The organism is Saccharomonospora amisosensis, from assembly GCF_011761185.1.
Classification (GTDB): Bacteria; Actinomycetota; Actinomycetes; order Mycobacteriales; family Pseudonocardiaceae; genus Saccharomonospora_A; species Saccharomonospora_A amisosensis.
In genome coordinates, this window is the sequence record NZ_JAAOYM010000001.1 from 2,736,629 (window position 1) to 2,754,018 (window position 17,390).

Here is a 17,390-nt window from a genome sequence, read left to right on the forward strand (position 1 = left end):
CTGTTCCAGTGACGACTGCCAGCACGCGGCCAGGGCGCCTGCTGATCGTGTCGGCGAACATGGGCGAGGGCCACAACGCCACCGGCCGGGCCCTGCACGAGGTAGCCGAGCGACTGTGGCCGGGCGTCGAGGTGCACTGGGTGGACGTGCTCGACGCCATGGGCCACGGCACCGGCCCGGTCTTTCGCAAGGTCTACGCGCTCGGCGTCGAGCGGGTGCCGAAGCTGTACCAGTTCTTCTACGCCTCGCTGTGGCACTACAGGTGGTTCGCGCGCGCCGCCAAGCGAGTGATCGGCGCATGGAGCGGGCGCAAGCTCGCCCCCGTGCTCGACAGCCTGCGCCCTGATCTGGTGATCTCCACCTACCCGATGGGCAGCACGGGGCTGGAATGGCTGCGGCGGCATCGCGGTCTCACCGTGCCGACCGGCGCCTGGATCTCCGACTTCGCGCCGCACCCGTCGTGGGTGCACACCGGCGTCGACGTGAATCTGGTGATGCACCGGGTCGCGCTGGCACCGGCACGACGGGGAGTTCCCGGCGCACCCGTCGAGGTGTCGGCTCCCCCGGTGCCGAGCACGTTCCGACCTGGTGACCGCGGGCTGGCCCGCACCACGCTCGGCCTGCCCGCCGACGGCATGGTCGTGCTGGTCTCGTGTGGGTCGCTCGGCTTCGGCCGCACGGATGAGACCGTCAGGGAGCTGCTGGCCGGGGACGCCGGCGCGTACGTGATCGTCGTGGCGGGGCGCAACGGACGGCTTCGCGACGAACTCACCGACCGGTTCGGCGGCGAACCGAGAGTCGACGTGCGCGGCTGGGTACGGGACATGGCCGAGCTGATGCGCGCCGCCGACGTGGTGGTCAGCAACGCCGGTGGCGCGACCGCGCTGGAGGCGATCGCCTGCGGCCGGGCGCTGCTGCTGCACAACCCGATCGCCGGTCACGGGCAGGCCAACGCGGCGTTGCTGGCCGAAGCCGGACTCGCAAGGGTGTGCGCTGGCAGCGGCGAGCTGGCCCGCGCGATGAGCGAGTACCGCCGCGACCCCGAGGCGCTGCGCGCGCTGGAGCGCGCCGCCAACCGGCACGCCACCGGCCACCGTCTCGAGGACGCGCTGCGCTCGCTCGCCGCGGCCGTGCCTACTTCGGGTTCGCGCCCGCTGCCGCCAGGGGACGCGCTGTTCCTGCACGTCGACACACCCGCCGTGCCGCAGCACGTCGGCACGGTGCTCGTGTTCGAGCCGGGGCCTGAACTGACACGGGAGCAGGTCGCCTCGCTGCTGGCCGGGGTTCCCGGGGTGGACGGCGTCCTTCGGCGGCCCGGCAGGCTGCGCGGCTCCCGCTGGGTCGGCGGCATGCGGGACCCTGGCGAACTCGCCGACGAGGTGACCGCCGACGACCTCGCCGCCGAGGTGGACCGGTTCTTCTCCGATCCGCTGGATCATCGGCGCGCCGTCGGCGCGGCGCGCCTCGTCAGCGGGCTACCCGGCGGGCGCAGGGCGGTGCTGGTGAAGGTGCACCACGCACTCGGCGACGGCATCACGCTGCTGCAGGCGCTGCTGTCCCGAACCGACGACGCCGCGACGCTGTCGTGGGCGAGCAGGCCGGCGGCACCGCTGCGCGACACCCGGATACGCGCCGACCCGAGGCTGCTGACCCGTGGTCTGTGGCGACTGGCGCGCGCCGGCCGTGCGCCGGTGACGCCGCTGGACGGGCAGCTCCACACCCCCCGGCGGCGGCACGAACTGTTGCGGCTGCCCGGCAAGCAGGTCCGTGCCGCCGCCCGCTCGCTCGGGCTGAACCCGACCGAACTGCTGCTCGCACTGTTCGCCGAGGCACTGCACGACACCCCACAACCGTGGCAGTCCGGCCGGTTCCGGCTGATGGTGCCGTGGTCGTTGCGTGGCACCGAGAACCTGCGAGCGGCCGGCAACCACACCGGGGCCGTGTCGGTGGACCTGCCGATCGGCGCGATGCCGCTTTCCGGGCGGGCGGACCTGCTGGCACGGGCACTGCGGGAACGCACGGCAGCGGGCGTGCCAGAGGCCGCGCACACGGTCGTGCGCCTGCTGGGCACGCTGCCACCTCGGTTACACGCCGTGGCTGCGCGGCGGGTGTACCGGCGGGAGTGGTTCAACGCGATCGCGACGGTGATGCCGGGACCACGCAGGCAGGTGCACTGGCACGGGGCCGAGTTGTCGGCCGCCTACCCGGTGCTCGCGCTCGCGCCCGGAACCGGCCTGGCGTGGGGTGCGCTGACCTGGGGTCGGTGGATCACGCTGTCCTTCACCACGACACCTGCCCTCGCGCCGCTGGTCGAAGGCATCGCCAAACACATGGACGCGGCACTGCGCGACCTGGCCGGTGATCTCGGGGCCCGATGAGCCACTCCGGCACGCTGTTGTGGGTCGCCGTGCCCGCCGCGGTACTCGCCGCCGCCGCGTTCGGACTGACCAGCGCGCTACAACACCGCGCGGCACGCCGGGTACGGGGGGCGGCGACCGTGCAGTGGGGTCTGGTGTTCACGCTGCTGCGGCAACCGCTGTGGCTTGCCTCGCTGCTCGCCAACGGCCTGGGAATCGTGCTGCAGTGGCTGGCGCTGAGCACCGCGCCGCTGGTGCTGGTGCAGCCGCTGTTGGTGACGTCGCTGGTGTTCGCGGTGTTGTGCAGCAGTGCCATGCGAAGGCAGCGGCCGGACAGCACCGTGCTGTTGGGCGCGGGGTTGTGTGTGGCCGGTCTGGCGGCGTTCTTCCTGCTCGCCCGGCCGCAGCCGGGGGCGGGCACGCTGACGCTGCCGGAGGTGCTGCCGCTGGCCGCGGCGCTGGCCGCGATCATCGCCGCGAGCCTCGGCGTCGCCGTGCACTACCCGGGCCGGGTGAAGGTGCTCGCGCTGGCCACCGCGACGGGAGTGCTGTACGGGGTCACCGCCGGGCTGGCCAAGCTCGCGGCGGCCGACCTGCGCCACGGCGTGGTGGCACTGCTGGCTGGATGGCACTTCTACGCTGTCGTGGTGTGCGGCGTGACCGGGTTCGTGCTCAGCCAGAACGCCTTCCGTGTCGGCGTGGCGCTCTCGCCCGCACTCGCGGTGATCGTCGCGCTCGATCCGCTGGTGAGCATCGGTGTCGGGGCGTTGTGGCTGGGTGAAACGCTACGCGGTGAGCCGCTGGCGGTGGCGGGCCAGGTCGTCGGCCTGGCTGTCGTCATCGCGGGCATCGCGGTGCTGAGCAGGCGAGCACCGTTCACGGTGAAGGCGGCGCAGAGTTGGGAGGCGGCGTGATCGGACCTGGTACGACGGCGGTGGTCACCGGTGGCTCATCGGGTATCGGTGCGGCGGCCGCCGAACTGCTCGCGGGCAAGGGCTGCGAGCTGGTGCTGGTCGGCAGGGACGCCACGGCACTCGCCGAGGTGGCCGACCGCACCGGTGGCCGGGCCTGCGTGGCCGATCTCGCCGACGCCGGTGCCGCCGACAGGGTGCTGCGACAGGCGGGCGAGGTGGACCTGCTGGTGTGTAACGCGGGGGTCGGCTGGGCGGGCGGGCTCGCGGACATGCCGACCGACGACATCGACCGGCTGGTGCGGGTCAACCTGCTCGCGCCCGCACAGCTGGTGCGGGCGGCGTTGCCGGGGATGCTGCACCGGGGCAGCGGGCACATCGTGCTGGTGTCGTCGATCGCGGGCAGCATGGGTGTGGCCGAGGAGGCCGTGTACTCGGCGACCAAGGCGGGGCTGAACATCCTCGCGGCCAGCGTGCGCCACGAGGTCGCGGCGCGTGGTGTTGGCGTGACGGTCGTGGTGCCGGGGGTGGTGGACACGTCGTTCTTCGACCGCAGGGGCGTGCCCTACCGACGGCGTTCACCCCGCCCGGTTCCCGCGGCCACGGTCGCCAGGGCGCTGGTGCGGGCGGTCGAACGCGACCGGGCGGAGGTATTCGTGCCGGGGTGGCTGCGGCTGCCCGCCCGGCTACGCGGTCTCGCGCCCGCGCTCACCGACGCGATGCAGCGCCGGTTCGGCTGAGCCGCGTTCCGGTGCCCGTGCGCGTCAGAGACCGCGGGCGGCGCGCACGGACTCCTTCAGCGAGCCCAAGGTCGCCAGCACCGCCGTCGGCTCGTACCCGCAGTGCGCCATGCAGTTGGCGCAGCGCGGGTCACGGCCTCGGCCGTACTTCTCCCATTCGGTGGTCTCGACCAGCTCCCGGTAGGTCTTGGTGTAGCCGTCGCTCATCAGGTAGCAGGGCTTCTGCCATCCGAACAGCGAGTACGACGGGATGCCCCACGCCGTGCACTCGAAGTCCACCTTGCCTTCGAGGAAGTCCAGGAACAGCGGCGAGTGGTTGAGCCGCCAGCGCTTGCGGTTGCCGTTGGCGAACGACTTGCGGAACAGTTCCCGGGTCTCCTGCACCCCGAGAAAGTGTTCCTGGTCGGGCGCCTTCTCGTAGGCGTAGGCCGGCGAGATCATCATCTCGTCGACCCGGAGATCGTCGTTGAGGTAGTCGAGCAGTTCGATGACGGTTTGCGGGGTGTCGGTGTTGAACACGGTCGTGTTGGTCGTCACCCGGAAACCTCGCCGCTTCAACTCCCGCACGGCCGCCACGACCTCGTCGAAAACGCCTTCCTTGTCCACCGCGGCGTCGTGCCGCTCGCGCAGCCCGTCCACATGGACGGCGAACGCGAAGTACTTGGAGGGCTTCAGATCCAGCTTGTCGATCTTGCGCCGCAGCAGTGCGGCGTTGGTGCACAGGAAGACGTACTTCTTTCGCTTCACCAACTCGTTGACCATCTTGTCGATCTCGGGATGCATCAGCGGCTCGCCGCCCGCGATCGACACCATCGGGGCGCCGCACTCCTCGATCGCACCGACCGCCTGTTCCACGGGCATTCGCTGCTTGAGTACGTTCGCGGGATGCTGGATCTTGCCGCAGCCAGGGCAGCTGAGGTTGCAGGCGAACAGCGGCTCCAACTCCACGATGAGCGGGAACTTCTCACGTCTCTTCAGCTTCTGCACCAACAGGTAGCGCGCGATACGCAGACTTTGGTGCAACGGCATGTTCATCGGTGCCGCACCTCCTTGGGAAGGCTGAAGTTCACGGTTTCGGTGGCGGTGGTCCGCTCGGAGACATCCACGGCCCCGAGACCGGAAAGCGCGTCGACGATCTCGTCCACGAGAACCGTCGGCGCGGAGGCGCCCGCGGAAAGCCCAACCGTTCTCGCGCCTGCCAGCCAGTCGATGTCGATCTCGTGCACGTTGTCGACGAGGTGCGCCTGGGCCCCTTCTCGTTGCGCGACCTCCACCAGCCGCCGCGAGTTCGAGGAGTTTGCCGAGCCGGCAACGAGCACCACATCGGACTCCCTTGCCACCACGCGTACCGCGTCCTGCCGGTTCGTGGTGGCGTAGCAGATGTCTTCGGAGCCGGGACCGCGCAGCGAGGGGAACCGCTCCCGCAGCGCCTGTGCGACCCCCTCCGCCTCGTCGAGCGCGAGGGTGGTCTGCATCAGGTAGGACACCCGCTCCGGGTCCTCCACCTCGAGGTCTGCGACCTCGTCCGCGCTTTGCACGAGCACGGTTCGATCCGGTGCCTCACCGAGCGTCCCCTCCACCTCCTCGTGCCCGGCGTGGCCGATGAGGAACACGGTGTCGCCGTCGCGGGCGAACCGCCTGGCCTCACCGTGCACCTTGGACACCAACGGGCAGGTGGCGTCGACGACCTCCAGGTTGCGCTGCTTGGCGGCCTCGCGCACGGCAGGTGAGACGCCGTGCGCGGAGAACACCACCGTCGCGTTCTCCGGCACCTCGTCGAGTTCGTCGACGAACACCGCACCTCGTTGCTCGAGCTCACCGACCACACGGGAGTTGTGCACGATCTGCTTGCGGACGTAGATGGGTGGTTCGTGCCGCCGCAGCAGCCGCTCGACGATCTCCACGGCGCGCTCCACCCCGGCGCAGAACGAGCGCGGACCGGCCAACAACACCTTGCGGTCGCCGGTGGCCGCCGCCCACCTGTGCAGCGCGGGGCCCATCGCGCGCAGCGAGGACAGTGCGGCGATCCCACCGGGGACCGTGGCCGGGTGCAGCAGCGACCGACTCGGCGTGTCCACAACCGACCGAACCACCGCGGCGGGTCGCGAGCCGATCAGGTCCAGCAGCCGCGCGGACTCCATGTCCACGGCTATCGCACCGTCAGCGGCGAGCCGGGCGCCTTCCGGCTGCCACACCACGTGGTCGGTCTCGACGATCGGACCGATTCGCACCCGCAGCCCCTGCTTGCGCAGTGCCGAGGCGAGCAGCGGCGCCGAGCGGCAGTGGTGGGTTCCCTGGGCGGACCTGACCTCGTCGGCCACCACGACATCGCCCGGTCGTAGGTCGTTGACCAGTGCCCCGGCGACACCCGCGACGGCCACCGGAGCCTGCGGGTGTCCGCGCAGCGCGGCTTCGACCCGGCCGGACCGCCGGGCGTGCGGCCCCGCCCGCACCACGCAGCCGCCGCCGAGGCCGCGCCGGACGCTGCTGGCCTCGAGCATCAGCGGCGACACCACCACCATGTCGTCATCCGGTGTGCTCATGCCTGGTCACCTCCACGTATCGGCCGAGCGCGGTCAGCGGGAAGACGAGCCGGTACAGGTGGTAGTTGATGTAGAAGTCGCCGGGGAACCCGACGCCGGTGAACTGCGGTTCGTCCCAACCTCCGTCGGCTCGCTGGGTACGTGCCAGCCAGTCGACACCACGCCGCACCGCCTGCCCGCGCTCCCCGGCGGCGAGCATGGCGAGCAGCGCCCAGGCCGTCTGCGACGCCGTGGACGTTCCCTTCCCGATCCATGACTTGTCGACGTAGGAGCGCAGGTCCTCGCCCCAGCCGCCGTCGGCGTTCTGGTGCGCCACGAGCCAGCCGATCGCGGCGCGGACCGCCTTGTGCGTCGGGGGCAGACCGCACGCCACTAAGGCGGGTACCACCGCACCGGTGCCGTACACGTAGTTGGCACCCCACCGGCCGAACCAGGACCCGTCGGCTTCCTGGTTGTCCAGCAGCCAGCGCACGCCGCGCCTGGCCTGCTCGGAGTCGGCCAGTCCCCTGGCCGCGAGCATCTCAACGACATGGGCGGTGACGTCAGCCGAAGGTGGGTCGATCACCGCGCCGAAATCGCAGAACGGCAGCTTTTCGCACAGCGTCTGGGTGTTGTCGGCGTCGAACGCGCCCCAGCCGCCGTCCGCCGACTGCATCCCGGTCACCCACACGGTGGCGCGCTCGAGCACGGTCGCGAGCCGTCGCGGTTCGGGGTGGTCGACCCTGTTCATGGCGAGCACGACCTCGGCCGTGTCGTCGGTGTCGGGATAGTTGTCGTTGGCGAACTCGAACGCCCAGCCGGATGGTTCCAGTCGCGGCCTGCGTACCCGCCAGTCGCCGTCGGTGCGGATCTCCTCCCGGATGACCCAGTCGGCGGCGCGCAACAGTGCAGGGTCGTCGGCGGGCAGTCCGGAGTCCAGCAGTGCGGTCAGGGCCAGCGCGGTGTCCCACACCGGCGACTGGCAGGCCTCCAACCGCCTCACCCATCCTTCGTCGGTGTGTTCCCTGATCGTGAAGCCCTCCAGGCCGTCGAGCGCCTTGCGGATCGCCGGGTGCTCCACGGGGTACCCGCGCAGGTGCAGGGCCAGGATCGAGTACACCCACGGTGGCTGGATTCCTCCCCAGCCGCCGTCGGCCTCCTGCCGGTCGAGGATCCACCGCTCGGCCCTGGCCAGCGCGATACCGCGCAGCGGCTTCACCGGGAACTTCTCCAACCGGTGCAGCACGGCGTCGAGACCGTGGAAGGCACCTGCCCAGCTCAGCCACGAGTCCGGCTGGCGGGTTCGCCTGCCCGTGCGCAGCTCACTCACGCTCACCCCGAGTTCGCGACTCGGCCTGGCCGAACCCACAATCGTCAGCGGCACCACCGTCTGGCGCGCCCAGCACGCCCAGTCGTAGATGTTGAGCGGGAACCAGTCCGGCAGCAGCATCAGCTCCGGCGGCAGCACCGGCAGGTCGTTCCAGGACCACTCGCCGAACAGCGCGAGCCAGATCCTGGTGAACACCCGCGTGGCCTCCAGCCCTCCGCTGTCCAGGATGTACTCCCGCGCGCTGCGCAGGTGGGCCGCGTCGGCCGGGTCTCCCGCGAGTCGCAGCGCCGTGTACGCCTCCACCGTGGTGGACAGGTCGGCGGGGCCGCCGTAGAAGTTGGCCCAGGTTCCGTCGTCGCGCTGGCAGGAGCGGATCCAGCGCGCGGACTCGGCGGTAATCCGCTCGTCATCGACGCCGATGAATCGCCGCAGCAGCAGATCCTCGGCGTCCATGGTCACGTTCGTCTCGAGCTCACCTTTCCACCAGCCCTCCTCGTGCTGCAGCGAAAGGAGGTACGACCTCGCCCGTTCCACCGTCTCGAGCACCCCGCCGTCCAGCGCGGCTTCGGTGTGGACCTCACTCATCGGTCACGCTCCACGATGAACCGGGTGAGATCGCTCAAGGCGGCGTGGATCGGAGACGGCGCGGCGATCCGGTCGAGGCAGGATCGCGCCTCGACGACATAGTCCTGTGCCCGCTCCCTTGTCCAGGCGAGCGCCCCGGAACGCTCGATGAGATCAGCCATCGTGCGAAGCTCCTCCTCTGTCGGTGGATGCGATTGCCGGTAGAACTCGCGCAGCGCATCGCCCTCGCCCGTGCCCGAAGTCAGCGCCGCGACAACGGGAACGGACTTCTTGCGCACCCGCAGGTCCGCCAGCACCGGCTTGCCGGTGATCTCCTGACTTCCCCAGATTCCGAGCAGGTCGTCGACGAGCTGGAACGCCATCCCCAGGCAACGGCCGAACTCGGCGAGCAGCTCGGTCTGCACCGGGTCCGCCTTACCGAGCAGGGCACCGAGTTCGGCGGAACAACGCATCAGTGACGCGGTCTTGCCGTCGGCCATCTCGAGGCATTCGGCGAGGCCGACCTCGACGCGGTGCTCGAAGCCCACATCGGCGCTCTGGCCGTTGATCAGCCGCTGTACCGCCGCGGTGAGGCAGCGGGTGGCAACCGGGTCGGCTGCCCGTTCCAGCGTGTCGACCGCGAGCGTCAGCAGCGCGTCCCCGGCCAGGATCGCGGCCGGGGTGCCGAACAACCGCCACACGGTGGGACGGTGCCTGCGTTCGAGATCGCCGTCCATCACGTCGTCGTGCAGCAGCGAGAAGTTGTGCACCAGTTCGACCGCGACCGCGCCCGGTAGCGCGGCCTCCGGCGCGGAGCGCACGGCCTGTGCGGCCAGCAGCGCCAGCGCGGGCCGCAGCGCCTTGCCTCCGCCGCCGTCGGCGGACTCGCCGTTCTCGTCGGTCCAGCCCAGGTGGTAGCTGACGACCTTGCGCATCGCCGGTTCCAGACCGGCCACCGCGTCGCGCAGTGCCGGTTGCACGATCGCGTGGGTGGCTGTGACTTCCGTGGGCAGGGTAGCTGTCATGACTGCGCACCCCCAGCCAGTTGCGCGGTGACCAGGTCGGCGGCGCGATGTCCGCTTCGCACGGCTCCCTCCATGGTGTCGGGCCATCCGGTCGCGGTCCAGGAGCCCGCGAGCGCCAGGCCGCGGATACCGGTCGCGGCCGGCGGCCTGAGGCGACCGGAACCGGGGCCCTGCCGGAAGGTCGCCCGCCGCTCGCGGGTGACGAAGAACTTCGTGTGTGGCGTCGTCGCCGCGGCGGGCAGCAGCCGGGCGAGTTCGGCAAGGAACACCTCCCGCAGCTTCGGCATCGGTGTGTCCAGCCAGGTGTGCGCGGCCGACAGCGAGATCGTCAGGTACTGCCCGGACGCGACGCCCGCCACCTCGGTCCGGTCGAAGATCCACTGGACGGGCGATGCGACAGTGGCGGCGAACGGCAACTCGGTGACGGGCCGTTCGTAGACCACGTGCACGTTGACGATGGGTGCCGCTCCCAGCCCGGAGGCCTGTCGCGCCGACAGCCCCGCACGGGGCGGGCACACCCTCGCGGCGGCGTCCGGCGGCACCGCCACCACGACGGCGTCGGCCGCCAGCTCCTCGGAGTCCAGCCGCAGCCGGAACCGGCCGTGGTCGCACTCGACGGCGCGTACCGCGCTTCGGGTGCGCACCTGCGCGTCCCTGTCGAGCAGGTACTTCTCGGCCGGGCGGACGTGCAGATCCTCCAACGGCAGCCGGGGAACGCCGATGTCGGCGGCATCGGCGCGGTCGAGCAACGCGGTACGGAACACCATCGCCGCCAGCGCCAGCGACGCCTCGGCGGCATCGCAGTTGAGTGCCGCCACCGCGATGAGGTTCCACAGTGCGCCGAGGGTGGCGTCGTTCTGGCCGTGCCTTGCCAGCCAGTCGCCGAAGGTCTGCTCGTCCAGGGCCGGGTCGGTGGGGTCGAGACCACGCAGCGCCACCGCGGCACGCAGCACGCGAAACCGGTCGGCGACCGAAAGCGCGGCATAGCGCGCGATTCCCGTTGCCAGGTGCAACGGCGCGGGCGCGGCGGTGCGAGCCAGTTCGGTGGTACCGCCGTCACGGGTGAGGATCGGCATCCGGAACCGGTCCTGCATCGCGATCCCGTCCGCGGTGCCGAGCCTGCGTAGCAGCGACCGATACTCGGTGCAGCAGCGCAGTACCACGTGCTGGCCGTTGTCAACGGCAACGCCGTCGCGCCGGAACGAGAACGTGGCACCGCCGAGCCGCGCCCTCGACTCCAGCAGCGTGACACGCAACCCGGCGTCGGCGAGGTCGCACGCGGCGGTAAGCCCGGCCAGCCCGCCACCCACCACCACCACGTGCGGGCTCACGGGACGCCCCCGGCGAGCGCACGGGCGGCGACGAGCGCCTTCTCCCAGTCGGGCAACGACGTCCGGCCTCGCAGCACGAGCCGGGGCCGCAGCGCCATCCGGTGCAGCAGGCGGTGGTAGATACCGGCCATCGCGGCGCAGCACGCTCTGCTCCTGCGGTCCAGCGAGGGCAGCAGCCGCAGCCCTCGCGTGTACCACACCTCGGCGCGTGCGGCCTGGAACTGCAGCAGCGCCACCAGTTCGTCCTCGCCGTCGCGGAACCGGCCGGAACCGTCCAGCCGCAACGTGCAGCCGAACCGGCGCAGGTCCTCTGCTGGCAGGTAGACGCGGCCGGACATGGTGTCCTCGAGTACGTCGCGCAGGATGTTCGTGAGCTGCAACGCGACCCCGAGGTCATCGGCGACACGCTCGTCGCGGGTCCAGTCGGCGGCTCCGAACACGGCGAGTGAAAGCCTGCCGATCGAGCCGGCCACGCAGCGGCAGTAGTGGTGCAGGTCGGCGAAGGTCTCATAGCTGGCACCGAGTACGTCGGCCCTGCAGCCGTCGATCAGTTCGTCGAAGGCGCCCAGCGGCAGCCCGAACCGCTGCGCCGCGTCGCCGAGCGCGAGCAGTACCGGGTCGCCACCGTGCTGGTCGAGCGCGTGCAGTTCCTTACGAGCGTTCTCCAGCCGCTCGAGCTTCACCTCGCGGGTGAGGTCGCCGTCGCCGATGTCGTCGATCCGCCGAGCGAACGCGTACACCGCGCTCAGTGCCCTGCGCTTGGGCGCGGGAAGCAGTCGTATCCCGTAGGAGAAGTTGCGCGCCTGCTGCCTGGTGATCCGTTCGCATTCGTCGTACGCCTGCTCCGCTCTCACCGCGCACCGCCGGCTGCCAGCAGGCGGCCGAACTCGAGCAGAGTTCGCGCGCGGGTGGGGCGGGGAGTGGCTGTGAGCACGTCGAAGCCCGCGGAGGCGAGCGCGTGCGCTGTGGCGCGACCGCCCGCGACGTAGCCAGCGACCGCGAGCCGCGCGCTGCCGGACAGCGAGTCGACCAGCGGCGCGCCCTCGTCTAGCAACCGCACCGCACGCTGGGTCTGGAAACCGACGAGCGCTCGCACGGGGGTGTCCGCCCGGCGTGCCAGCAGGTCGTGCTCCGTGACGCCGAAACGCTCCATGTCCTCGGTGGGGAGGTAGATCCGGCCCGCACGCGCGTCCTCCGCCACGTCCTGACAGTGTTCGAGCACCTGCAACGCCGAACAGATCCGGTCGGAGAGCACGCGGCGGTGTGCCGTGTCGACACCGAACACCCCGAGCACCAGCCTGCCGACAGGTTCCGCGGACAGGGTGCAGTACCGCAGCAGGTCGTCGAAGGTTCGACAGCGGTGCACCACCTGATCCCGCCGATTGGCTTCGACCAACCGCTCGAACGGTTCACGCGAGAGTCCGCACTCGCGCACGGTCATCGCGAGATCGCGGTAGACCGGCTCGGCGGGCGGGGTCGAGGAGAACACCCCGTCCAGGTTCTGCGAGACCTCGTCGAGGCGCCGCAACCGCTGCGAAGCCGGTGTCGGCGGTGTTTCCGAGTCGGGAGCCGATCCGGTCGGCCCGTCGTCACCGATGTCGTCCACCATCCGGGCGAAGGCGTACAGTGCCAGCAGATGCCGCCTGTGCCGGGACGGCAACACCCGCGAGGCGACTGGAAAATTCTCGTGCCGCGCCTGCGCATACACCCGTTCGAGTGATGGCAGGGTGTCTTGAGCAGCGAGGGCGGTCAGCCCCTCGCTCGTCGGCTTTGCCGATGGTGTCAATCACGCCTCCAACGCAACGGGCACGGGTTGTGGAACGCCTGCGTAACGCCCGGAGCCAGCCGGCCGTATCGCGCCATGGCGTTCGTGTGACGGGTGTCGTCGGTGGCGGACTCTTAGGCACGCTCGCACGAGCCAGGCTTCCCGCCGAAGCGTAGTGCCGTTCGCCGGGTGCTGCTTGCCGAACGTGTACATGCGATCCGCCTCGTCCCGTTCGGCCGGCGCACCGACCGTCGGCATCTGGGAATCCTCATTGTCGTGCAGTTCCACGACCCCGGGCAACTCCGAAAAGGCATGTCCCGGCAGCGCCGGGGAATCGTTTCCCGCACGCTGCCGGGACATGTCATGGCTGTGCCAACCGTGCCGACAGCCTTGCCGACAGCCTTGCCGCCAGCTGTACCGCCGACCTCGGCCGCCCACCGCACCGGCAGCTGTCACAACCGAAACAGCCGAGACTTTCGCGCCCCCCGGGCCCCTGGTTCTGCCTGCCGCGTCCACCAGGAGAGATCATATTTCCTCGGCGGCCTGGCGCAACACTTTTCGGCGTCGGCCAAAAGCGTTAATCCCGTTCACCGTTTTGTCGCGCCGCCGGCCGAATATTCCCGTTGTTGACACCGCACCTTGTTGACGCTGCGCCATCAACCGGTTTCGGGGTATAATCACCGACCCCCGAACAGCGACTTCTCACGCCCACACCCCAGGCAATCCACAATGGACCTATCACCGAACTCGGCAGTGTGTGTCCACATCGACCGCCGACTGTTGGGGGTGCCGGAAGGTCAGCTCGCCGAGTGTGCCTTGGCCCGCGCTCTGGCGATGCGCGCCCGCGTGAACAACAACGTCATGGCTACGGCGGCCACCAGCATCAGCATCCGGTTGACATCGACGGCGGGCACCCAACGGACGTTGCCGTCCTTGAGTACGTAGGCCCCGGTCGGTGCGCCGCCGAGGCCGAAGCCGCCACCCTCACCCTGCTGGCCCTTCTGGTCGTCACTGTGACCGGCTCCGCCTCCGCCTCCCACGCTGGCGGCCGTCACCACCACGACACCGTCACGCTCGATCGGCTCGGAGTACACCCTTTTCACCGAGACCGCGTCCTTGACCACCGTGAACAACTCACCGACAGCCATGTCCCCTCCTTTCGCCGAAAACCGCTCACGACTGGTGTCGTTCGCGCTCCAACTGTTCCCACTCGCGCTGCCAGCGCTGGTACCGTGAGCGGTCGAGAATCCTGCGCACCGACAGGAAGAACAACGCGCTCGCCACCGCCACCAGCAGCCATACCGTCGCCGCCAGCGCCGCGGCGTTCCAGCCGGCGGCGGTTGTCGTCGTCGGTGGTGGCACCACGGCACCCGAGTCGTCCACCCAGACGTGAACCTGGCTGCCCTTCTCCTTGGCCGGGTCCGCCATGACGGTTCCCGTCCTGCTGCCACCGTCCGGCACCGACCATCGTGCCCTGACCGGCACGGGCTGCTGGGCACTCGCCGGGTGCGCGGTCGCCCGCGCCGACGGCGGCTCGGCGAGCAGCACCGCGGTGGTCTGCTCGCGTGAACTCTGCTGTTCCTGCGCCACCCGCACCTCGCGGGTGTAGGTTTCCGAGCCCAGCGCTGCCACGAACGGTGTCGCCAGCAGCGGCACCGCGAGCGCCATCACGAGCACGAGGCGCTCCAGCCGGTCGCTCGTGCGAGCAAGCGGGTTGCTGCCAAGATGCACCCGCCTCCACAATCTCAGCAGCCAAGTGTCTGACCGCGGCGTCGCGGGATCCGGCTTCATGTCTGCCTCCCTTCGATGTGCGCCGAGGTAGTCAGTCCACTGTGGTTCTCAGCCGAGCGAAGGCGTCACCACGGCGCGCCCCTCGAGCTCACCCTGCGCCAGCTTCCGGTAGGCCGTCGGCGCCTCGTCGAGCGAGAACCGCGTCAGCTGCGTGTGCAACAGCCCCCTCGCGCCCAGTTCGAGCACCTCGATCAGTTCCGGCCTGCTGCCCCAGTACACCGACTGCACCGACATCTCGTAGGGCAGCGAGAAGAACGAAACCGGCAGGGTGCCACCACCGAGTCCCACGATCGTGAGGTCGCCCAGCGACCGGCCGACCGCGGCACCCAGCGCGAGCGTGGAGTCGTTGCCGACGCAGTCGATGACGACGTCGACCCCTCGCCCCTTCGTGAACTCCCGGACCGCCGACGCCGCGTCCTCATCGGGGGCCAGTGCCAGGTCCGCCCCGAGTTGCCTTGCCAGGGTCAGCGACTCCGCGCGGATGTCGACGGCCACGATCCGCGCCGCCGTCGTCGCGCGCAGGATCTGCACCGCCATGTGCCCCAACCCGCCGATACCGATCACCATCGCGGTCGCGTCCGGCGTGAGCCTGGGCCACGAGCGACGCACCGCGTGGTACGGCGTAAGGCCGGCGTCGGTCAGCGGCGCCGCGGTAACCGGGTCCAACCCTTCCGGCAACGGCAACACGTGCCTGGCGGCGGGTACCAGTAGCAGCTCCGCCATCCCGCCGTCGAGCCCGAGCCCCCCGCCGCCCCCGGGAACCGGCGCGGCGGCGGGATTCTCACAGTAGGTTTCGATGCCTGCCAGGCAGCGCGGGCAGGCACCGCAGCCCCACGGGCCGTAGACGGCCACCGGTTGGCCCACCGCCAGCCCGGTAACCCCCTCCCCCACCTCGTGCACCCAACCCGCGTTCTCGTGGCCGAGCGTGAACGGCGGTCCCCACGGCAACTGACCGGGCTCGAAATCGTGAGCGAGGTGGAGGTCCGAGTGACACACCCCCGCACCACCGACACGGACCACCACCTCACCACGGCCGGCGTGCGGCTCCGGAACCTCGGTGAGCACCGGATCGGACTTCCACTCCAGCAACCGAAGCGCACGCATGGGTCACCCCTCTTCGCCGGAGGGTCGAACGATCATCACCGGGCATTGTGCGTGGTGTACCAATGCCTGGCTGGTCGAACCGAGCAGCAGCCCGGCGAAGCCACCGCGGCCCCTGCTGCCGACCACGACGAGCCGCGCCGTCGCCGAACGGTCCAGCAGCTGGTGCCTCGGCTTGTCCCTTGCGACGACCCGCTCGACGGGCACGTCGGGATACTTCTCCTGCCAGCCCGCAAGCCGCTCAGCGAGCAGCCGCTCCTCGTCCTGCTCGGCGGGGCCGCCCTCGAAGTAGACGCGGGCCCTGTTGAACGCGCTCTCGTACTCGACGTCGAGCCAGGCGTGCACCGCCACCAACGGCGCGCCACGCATCGCCGCTTCCTCGAACGCGTAGGCGATCGCCCGCTCGCTGAGCGGGCTGCCGTCGACACCCACCACGACGGGTCCTTCGGTGGGTGGTGCGACCTCACCGTCGCGCGGGCGCACCACCACGACGGGCGAACGCGCGTGCATGGCGACCCCGACGGCGGTGGAGCCCGCGAGCATGCCCGTGAAGCCGCCGAGGCCCGACGAGCCGAGCACGACCATCGCGGCGTCCTTGGACAGCTCGGTCAGCAGCGGGACCGGGGGCTCGTCGATCACCTGCACGTCTACCGACACCCCGGGCGCCACGGCCTTTGCCTGTTCGGCGGCCTCGGCGACGACACGCTTGGCGTCGTCACCCACCGACTCCAGGATGTTGGCGGGGATGGTGAAATCACCGCCGTAGTAGCGGCCGATGAGGCCGTAGCCATAGGTGATGCGCAGCGGCAACCGCCGCTGCCCCGCGAGTTCCGCGGCCCACCGCACGGCGTAGGTGGCCGATTCCGATCCGTCCACACCGACGACCACCGCGCCGGTGGCGGAGCCTTCAACAGTCATGTCATCTCCCAGTGATTCGCTTTTCGCCGGTTTCACGCTAGGAGTGCGCGCGCCTTCGCGATGCGGCCGTTGGTCCCCACCGGCGCGGGACTTCGGGCCTCGCGTCCCCGGTAGTGCGGTGGGGCCGCTCCGGCCCGCCTGCTCGCGCCGGGCGAGTCCGCGGATCAGCGGGGGGTGAATTCGAAGTGGACGGTACGACCGGTTCGCGCGCGAAGGACCCGGTGCGCCGCGGGCACGAGCAACCCGTGCAGCAGCGGGTACTTGCGGCGAAGCACACTCGCGGCGTGCCGTGCCCGCGCACCGTCGAGCCTGCGCACCCGGCCCGCCACGGCTGGGCCCGCGATGGTCCTGCCCAGCCCGTCGCTGGGCGCTACCTCGGCCTTCGGGTCACGCGCGAGCCGTCTGGTCTTGAGCGCCTTCTCGAAACTGCGCAGGTAGGCGTGCTCGCCCTCCACCGCGATACTCACCGGCGTGCGGCCAGGCGTCCCGTCGCGGCGGTAGGTGGTGAGCACGACGGTCTTCTGCCGCAGGAGGCGGGCGAGTTCACCGGTCGCGGCGGTGCTCACCCTGCCGACCACGTAGCCGATCTCACGCAGCCGCAGGTACAGCGCGGCCGCGACGGCCACGCAGGTGCCGCCGAGCAGCCACGCCTGCCATGCCGCTGCGCCCTCGTCGAGGTCGACGATGTGGTTGACGGCGTGCGCGGTGGTGGCGACAAGGAAACCTGCCAGTACGGTCGCCAGCGAGTCCGCCCAGGCGGGCGCGAGCAGCAACCCTACGCCGAGCCCGAGCTGGAACGCCCCGGTGTCGGCGACGAAGTGCCCCTGGCCTGCGAAACCGGCCAGGTCGGCGAAGGAGCTTGGCGCGACCATCGCCCACAGCCCCGCGATGATCACCGCCACTCCCAGCACGGTGGTCACCGCCACCACCAACCGTCCCGGCCCCGCTTCCCGCTGAATCATGGCTCTTCCTCTCCTCGTCGCTGACTGTGCTGTCACAGCGGGGACGAGACAGGCGGGCGATGCGTGACCGCGC

The 17,390-nt window shown here is 70.6% G+C and carries 15 protein-coding genes; 3 read left to right on the forward strand and 12 right to left on the reverse strand.

Features of this window, described 5'->3' with window-relative positions; genetic code table 11:
• The first annotated feature begins 8 nt into the window (after window positions 1-8).
• From FHU38_RS13365 to FHU38_RS13375, 3 genes are read left to right on the forward strand one after another with little or no spacing between them, the layout of a single operon-like run.
• The gene (locus tag FHU38_RS13365; RefSeq protein ID WP_167170957.1) at window positions 9-2,378 is read left to right on the forward strand and encodes a wax ester/triacylglycerol synthase domain-containing protein; all 2,370 of its coding nucleotides are present in this window, start codon (window positions 9-11) and stop codon (window positions 2,376-2,378) included.
• Window positions 2,375-3,271 (forward strand): DMT family transporter, encoded by an 897-nt coding sequence (locus FHU38_RS13370; RefSeq protein WP_167170959.1) that lies wholly within the window; start codon window positions 2,375-2,377, stop codon window positions 3,269-3,271. The genes FHU38_RS13365 and FHU38_RS13370 overlap by 4 nt, the downstream gene beginning before the upstream one ends.
• Entirely contained in the window at window positions 3,268-4,008 is a 741-nt protein-coding gene (locus FHU38_RS13375) for an SDR family NAD(P)-dependent oxidoreductase (protein ID WP_167170961.1), read from the forward strand. The genes FHU38_RS13370 and FHU38_RS13375 overlap by 4 nt, the downstream gene beginning before the upstream one ends.
• Before the next feature lie 24 nt (window positions 4,009-4,032).
• On the opposite strand, the gene hpnH is transcribed toward FHU38_RS13375, so the two are convergent.
• From hpnH to FHU38_RS13435, 12 genes are all read right to left on the reverse strand, one after another.
• Window positions 4,033-5,043, reverse strand: coding sequence for an adenosyl-hopene transferase HpnH (gene hpnH / locus FHU38_RS13380; RefSeq protein WP_167170963.1), 1,011 nt, complete (start codon window positions 5,041-5,043; stop codon window positions 4,033-4,035).
• The gene (locus tag FHU38_RS13385; protein WP_167170966.1) at window positions 5,040-6,551 is read right to left on the reverse strand and encodes a 4-hydroxy-3-methylbut-2-enyl diphosphate reductase; all 1,512 of its coding nucleotides are present in this window, start codon (window positions 6,549-6,551) and stop codon (window positions 5,040-5,042) included. Before FHU38_RS13385 ends, hpnH begins: the two co-directional genes overlap by 4 nt.
• Window positions 6,535-8,445, reverse strand: a complete 1,911-nt coding sequence (shc, locus tag FHU38_RS13390) for a squalene--hopene cyclase (protein ID WP_167170969.1) — start codon at window positions 8,443-8,445, stop codon at window positions 6,535-6,537. Before shc ends, FHU38_RS13385 begins: the two co-directional genes overlap by 17 nt.
• Window positions 8,442-9,449: a polyprenyl synthetase family protein gene (locus FHU38_RS13395; RefSeq protein ID WP_167170972.1), complete on the reverse strand. Its 1,008-nt coding sequence runs from the start codon at window positions 9,447-9,449 to the stop codon at window positions 8,442-8,444. Before FHU38_RS13395 ends, shc begins: the two co-directional genes overlap by 4 nt.
• A complete protein-coding gene (gene hpnE, locus FHU38_RS13400) occupies window positions 9,446-10,780 on the reverse strand; it encodes a hydroxysqualene dehydroxylase HpnE (RefSeq protein ID WP_167170975.1) in 1,335 nt (444 codons plus the stop codon). The genes FHU38_RS13395 and hpnE overlap by 4 nt, the downstream gene beginning before the upstream one ends.
• On the reverse strand, window positions 10,777-11,634 hold the full coding sequence (hpnD, locus tag FHU38_RS13405; protein ID WP_167170978.1) for a presqualene diphosphate synthase HpnD: 858 nt from the start codon (window positions 11,632-11,634) through the stop codon (window positions 10,777-10,779). The genes hpnE and hpnD overlap by 4 nt, the downstream gene beginning before the upstream one ends.
• Window positions 11,631-12,566 carry a squalene synthase HpnC gene (gene hpnC / locus FHU38_RS13410; RefSeq protein ID WP_167170981.1) on the reverse strand — a complete coding sequence of 312 codons (936 nt, stop codon included), beginning with the start codon at window positions 12,564-12,566 and terminating at the stop codon, window positions 11,631-11,633. Before hpnC ends, hpnD begins: the two co-directional genes overlap by 4 nt.
• Before the next feature lie 776 nt (window positions 12,567-13,342).
• Window positions 13,343-13,693 (reverse strand): sporulation protein, encoded by a 351-nt coding sequence (locus FHU38_RS13415; protein ID WP_167170984.1) that lies wholly within the window; start codon window positions 13,691-13,693, stop codon window positions 13,343-13,345.
• Between the two features lie 25 nt (window positions 13,694-13,718).
• Window positions 13,719-14,276: an Rv1733c family protein gene (locus FHU38_RS13420; RefSeq protein ID WP_167170986.1), complete on the reverse strand. Its 558-nt coding sequence runs from the start codon at window positions 14,274-14,276 to the stop codon at window positions 13,719-13,721.
• A 108-nt stretch (window positions 14,277-14,384) separates the two neighbouring features.
• Complete coding sequence (locus FHU38_RS13425) at window positions 14,385-15,440, reverse strand: NAD(P)-dependent alcohol dehydrogenase (RefSeq protein ID WP_167170989.1); 1,056 nt, start codon at window positions 15,438-15,440, stop codon at window positions 14,385-14,387.
• A 3-nt stretch (window positions 15,441-15,443) separates the two neighbouring features.
• A complete protein-coding gene (locus tag FHU38_RS13430) occupies window positions 15,444-16,355 on the reverse strand; it encodes a universal stress protein (RefSeq protein WP_167170992.1) in 912 nt (303 codons plus the stop codon).
• A gap of 164 nt (window positions 16,356-16,519) precedes the next feature.
• Window positions 16,520-17,317, reverse strand: coding sequence for a PPOX class F420-dependent oxidoreductase (locus FHU38_RS13435; RefSeq protein ID WP_167170995.1), 798 nt, complete (start codon window positions 17,315-17,317; stop codon window positions 16,520-16,522).
• Window positions 17,318-17,390 lie beyond the last annotated feature (73 nt).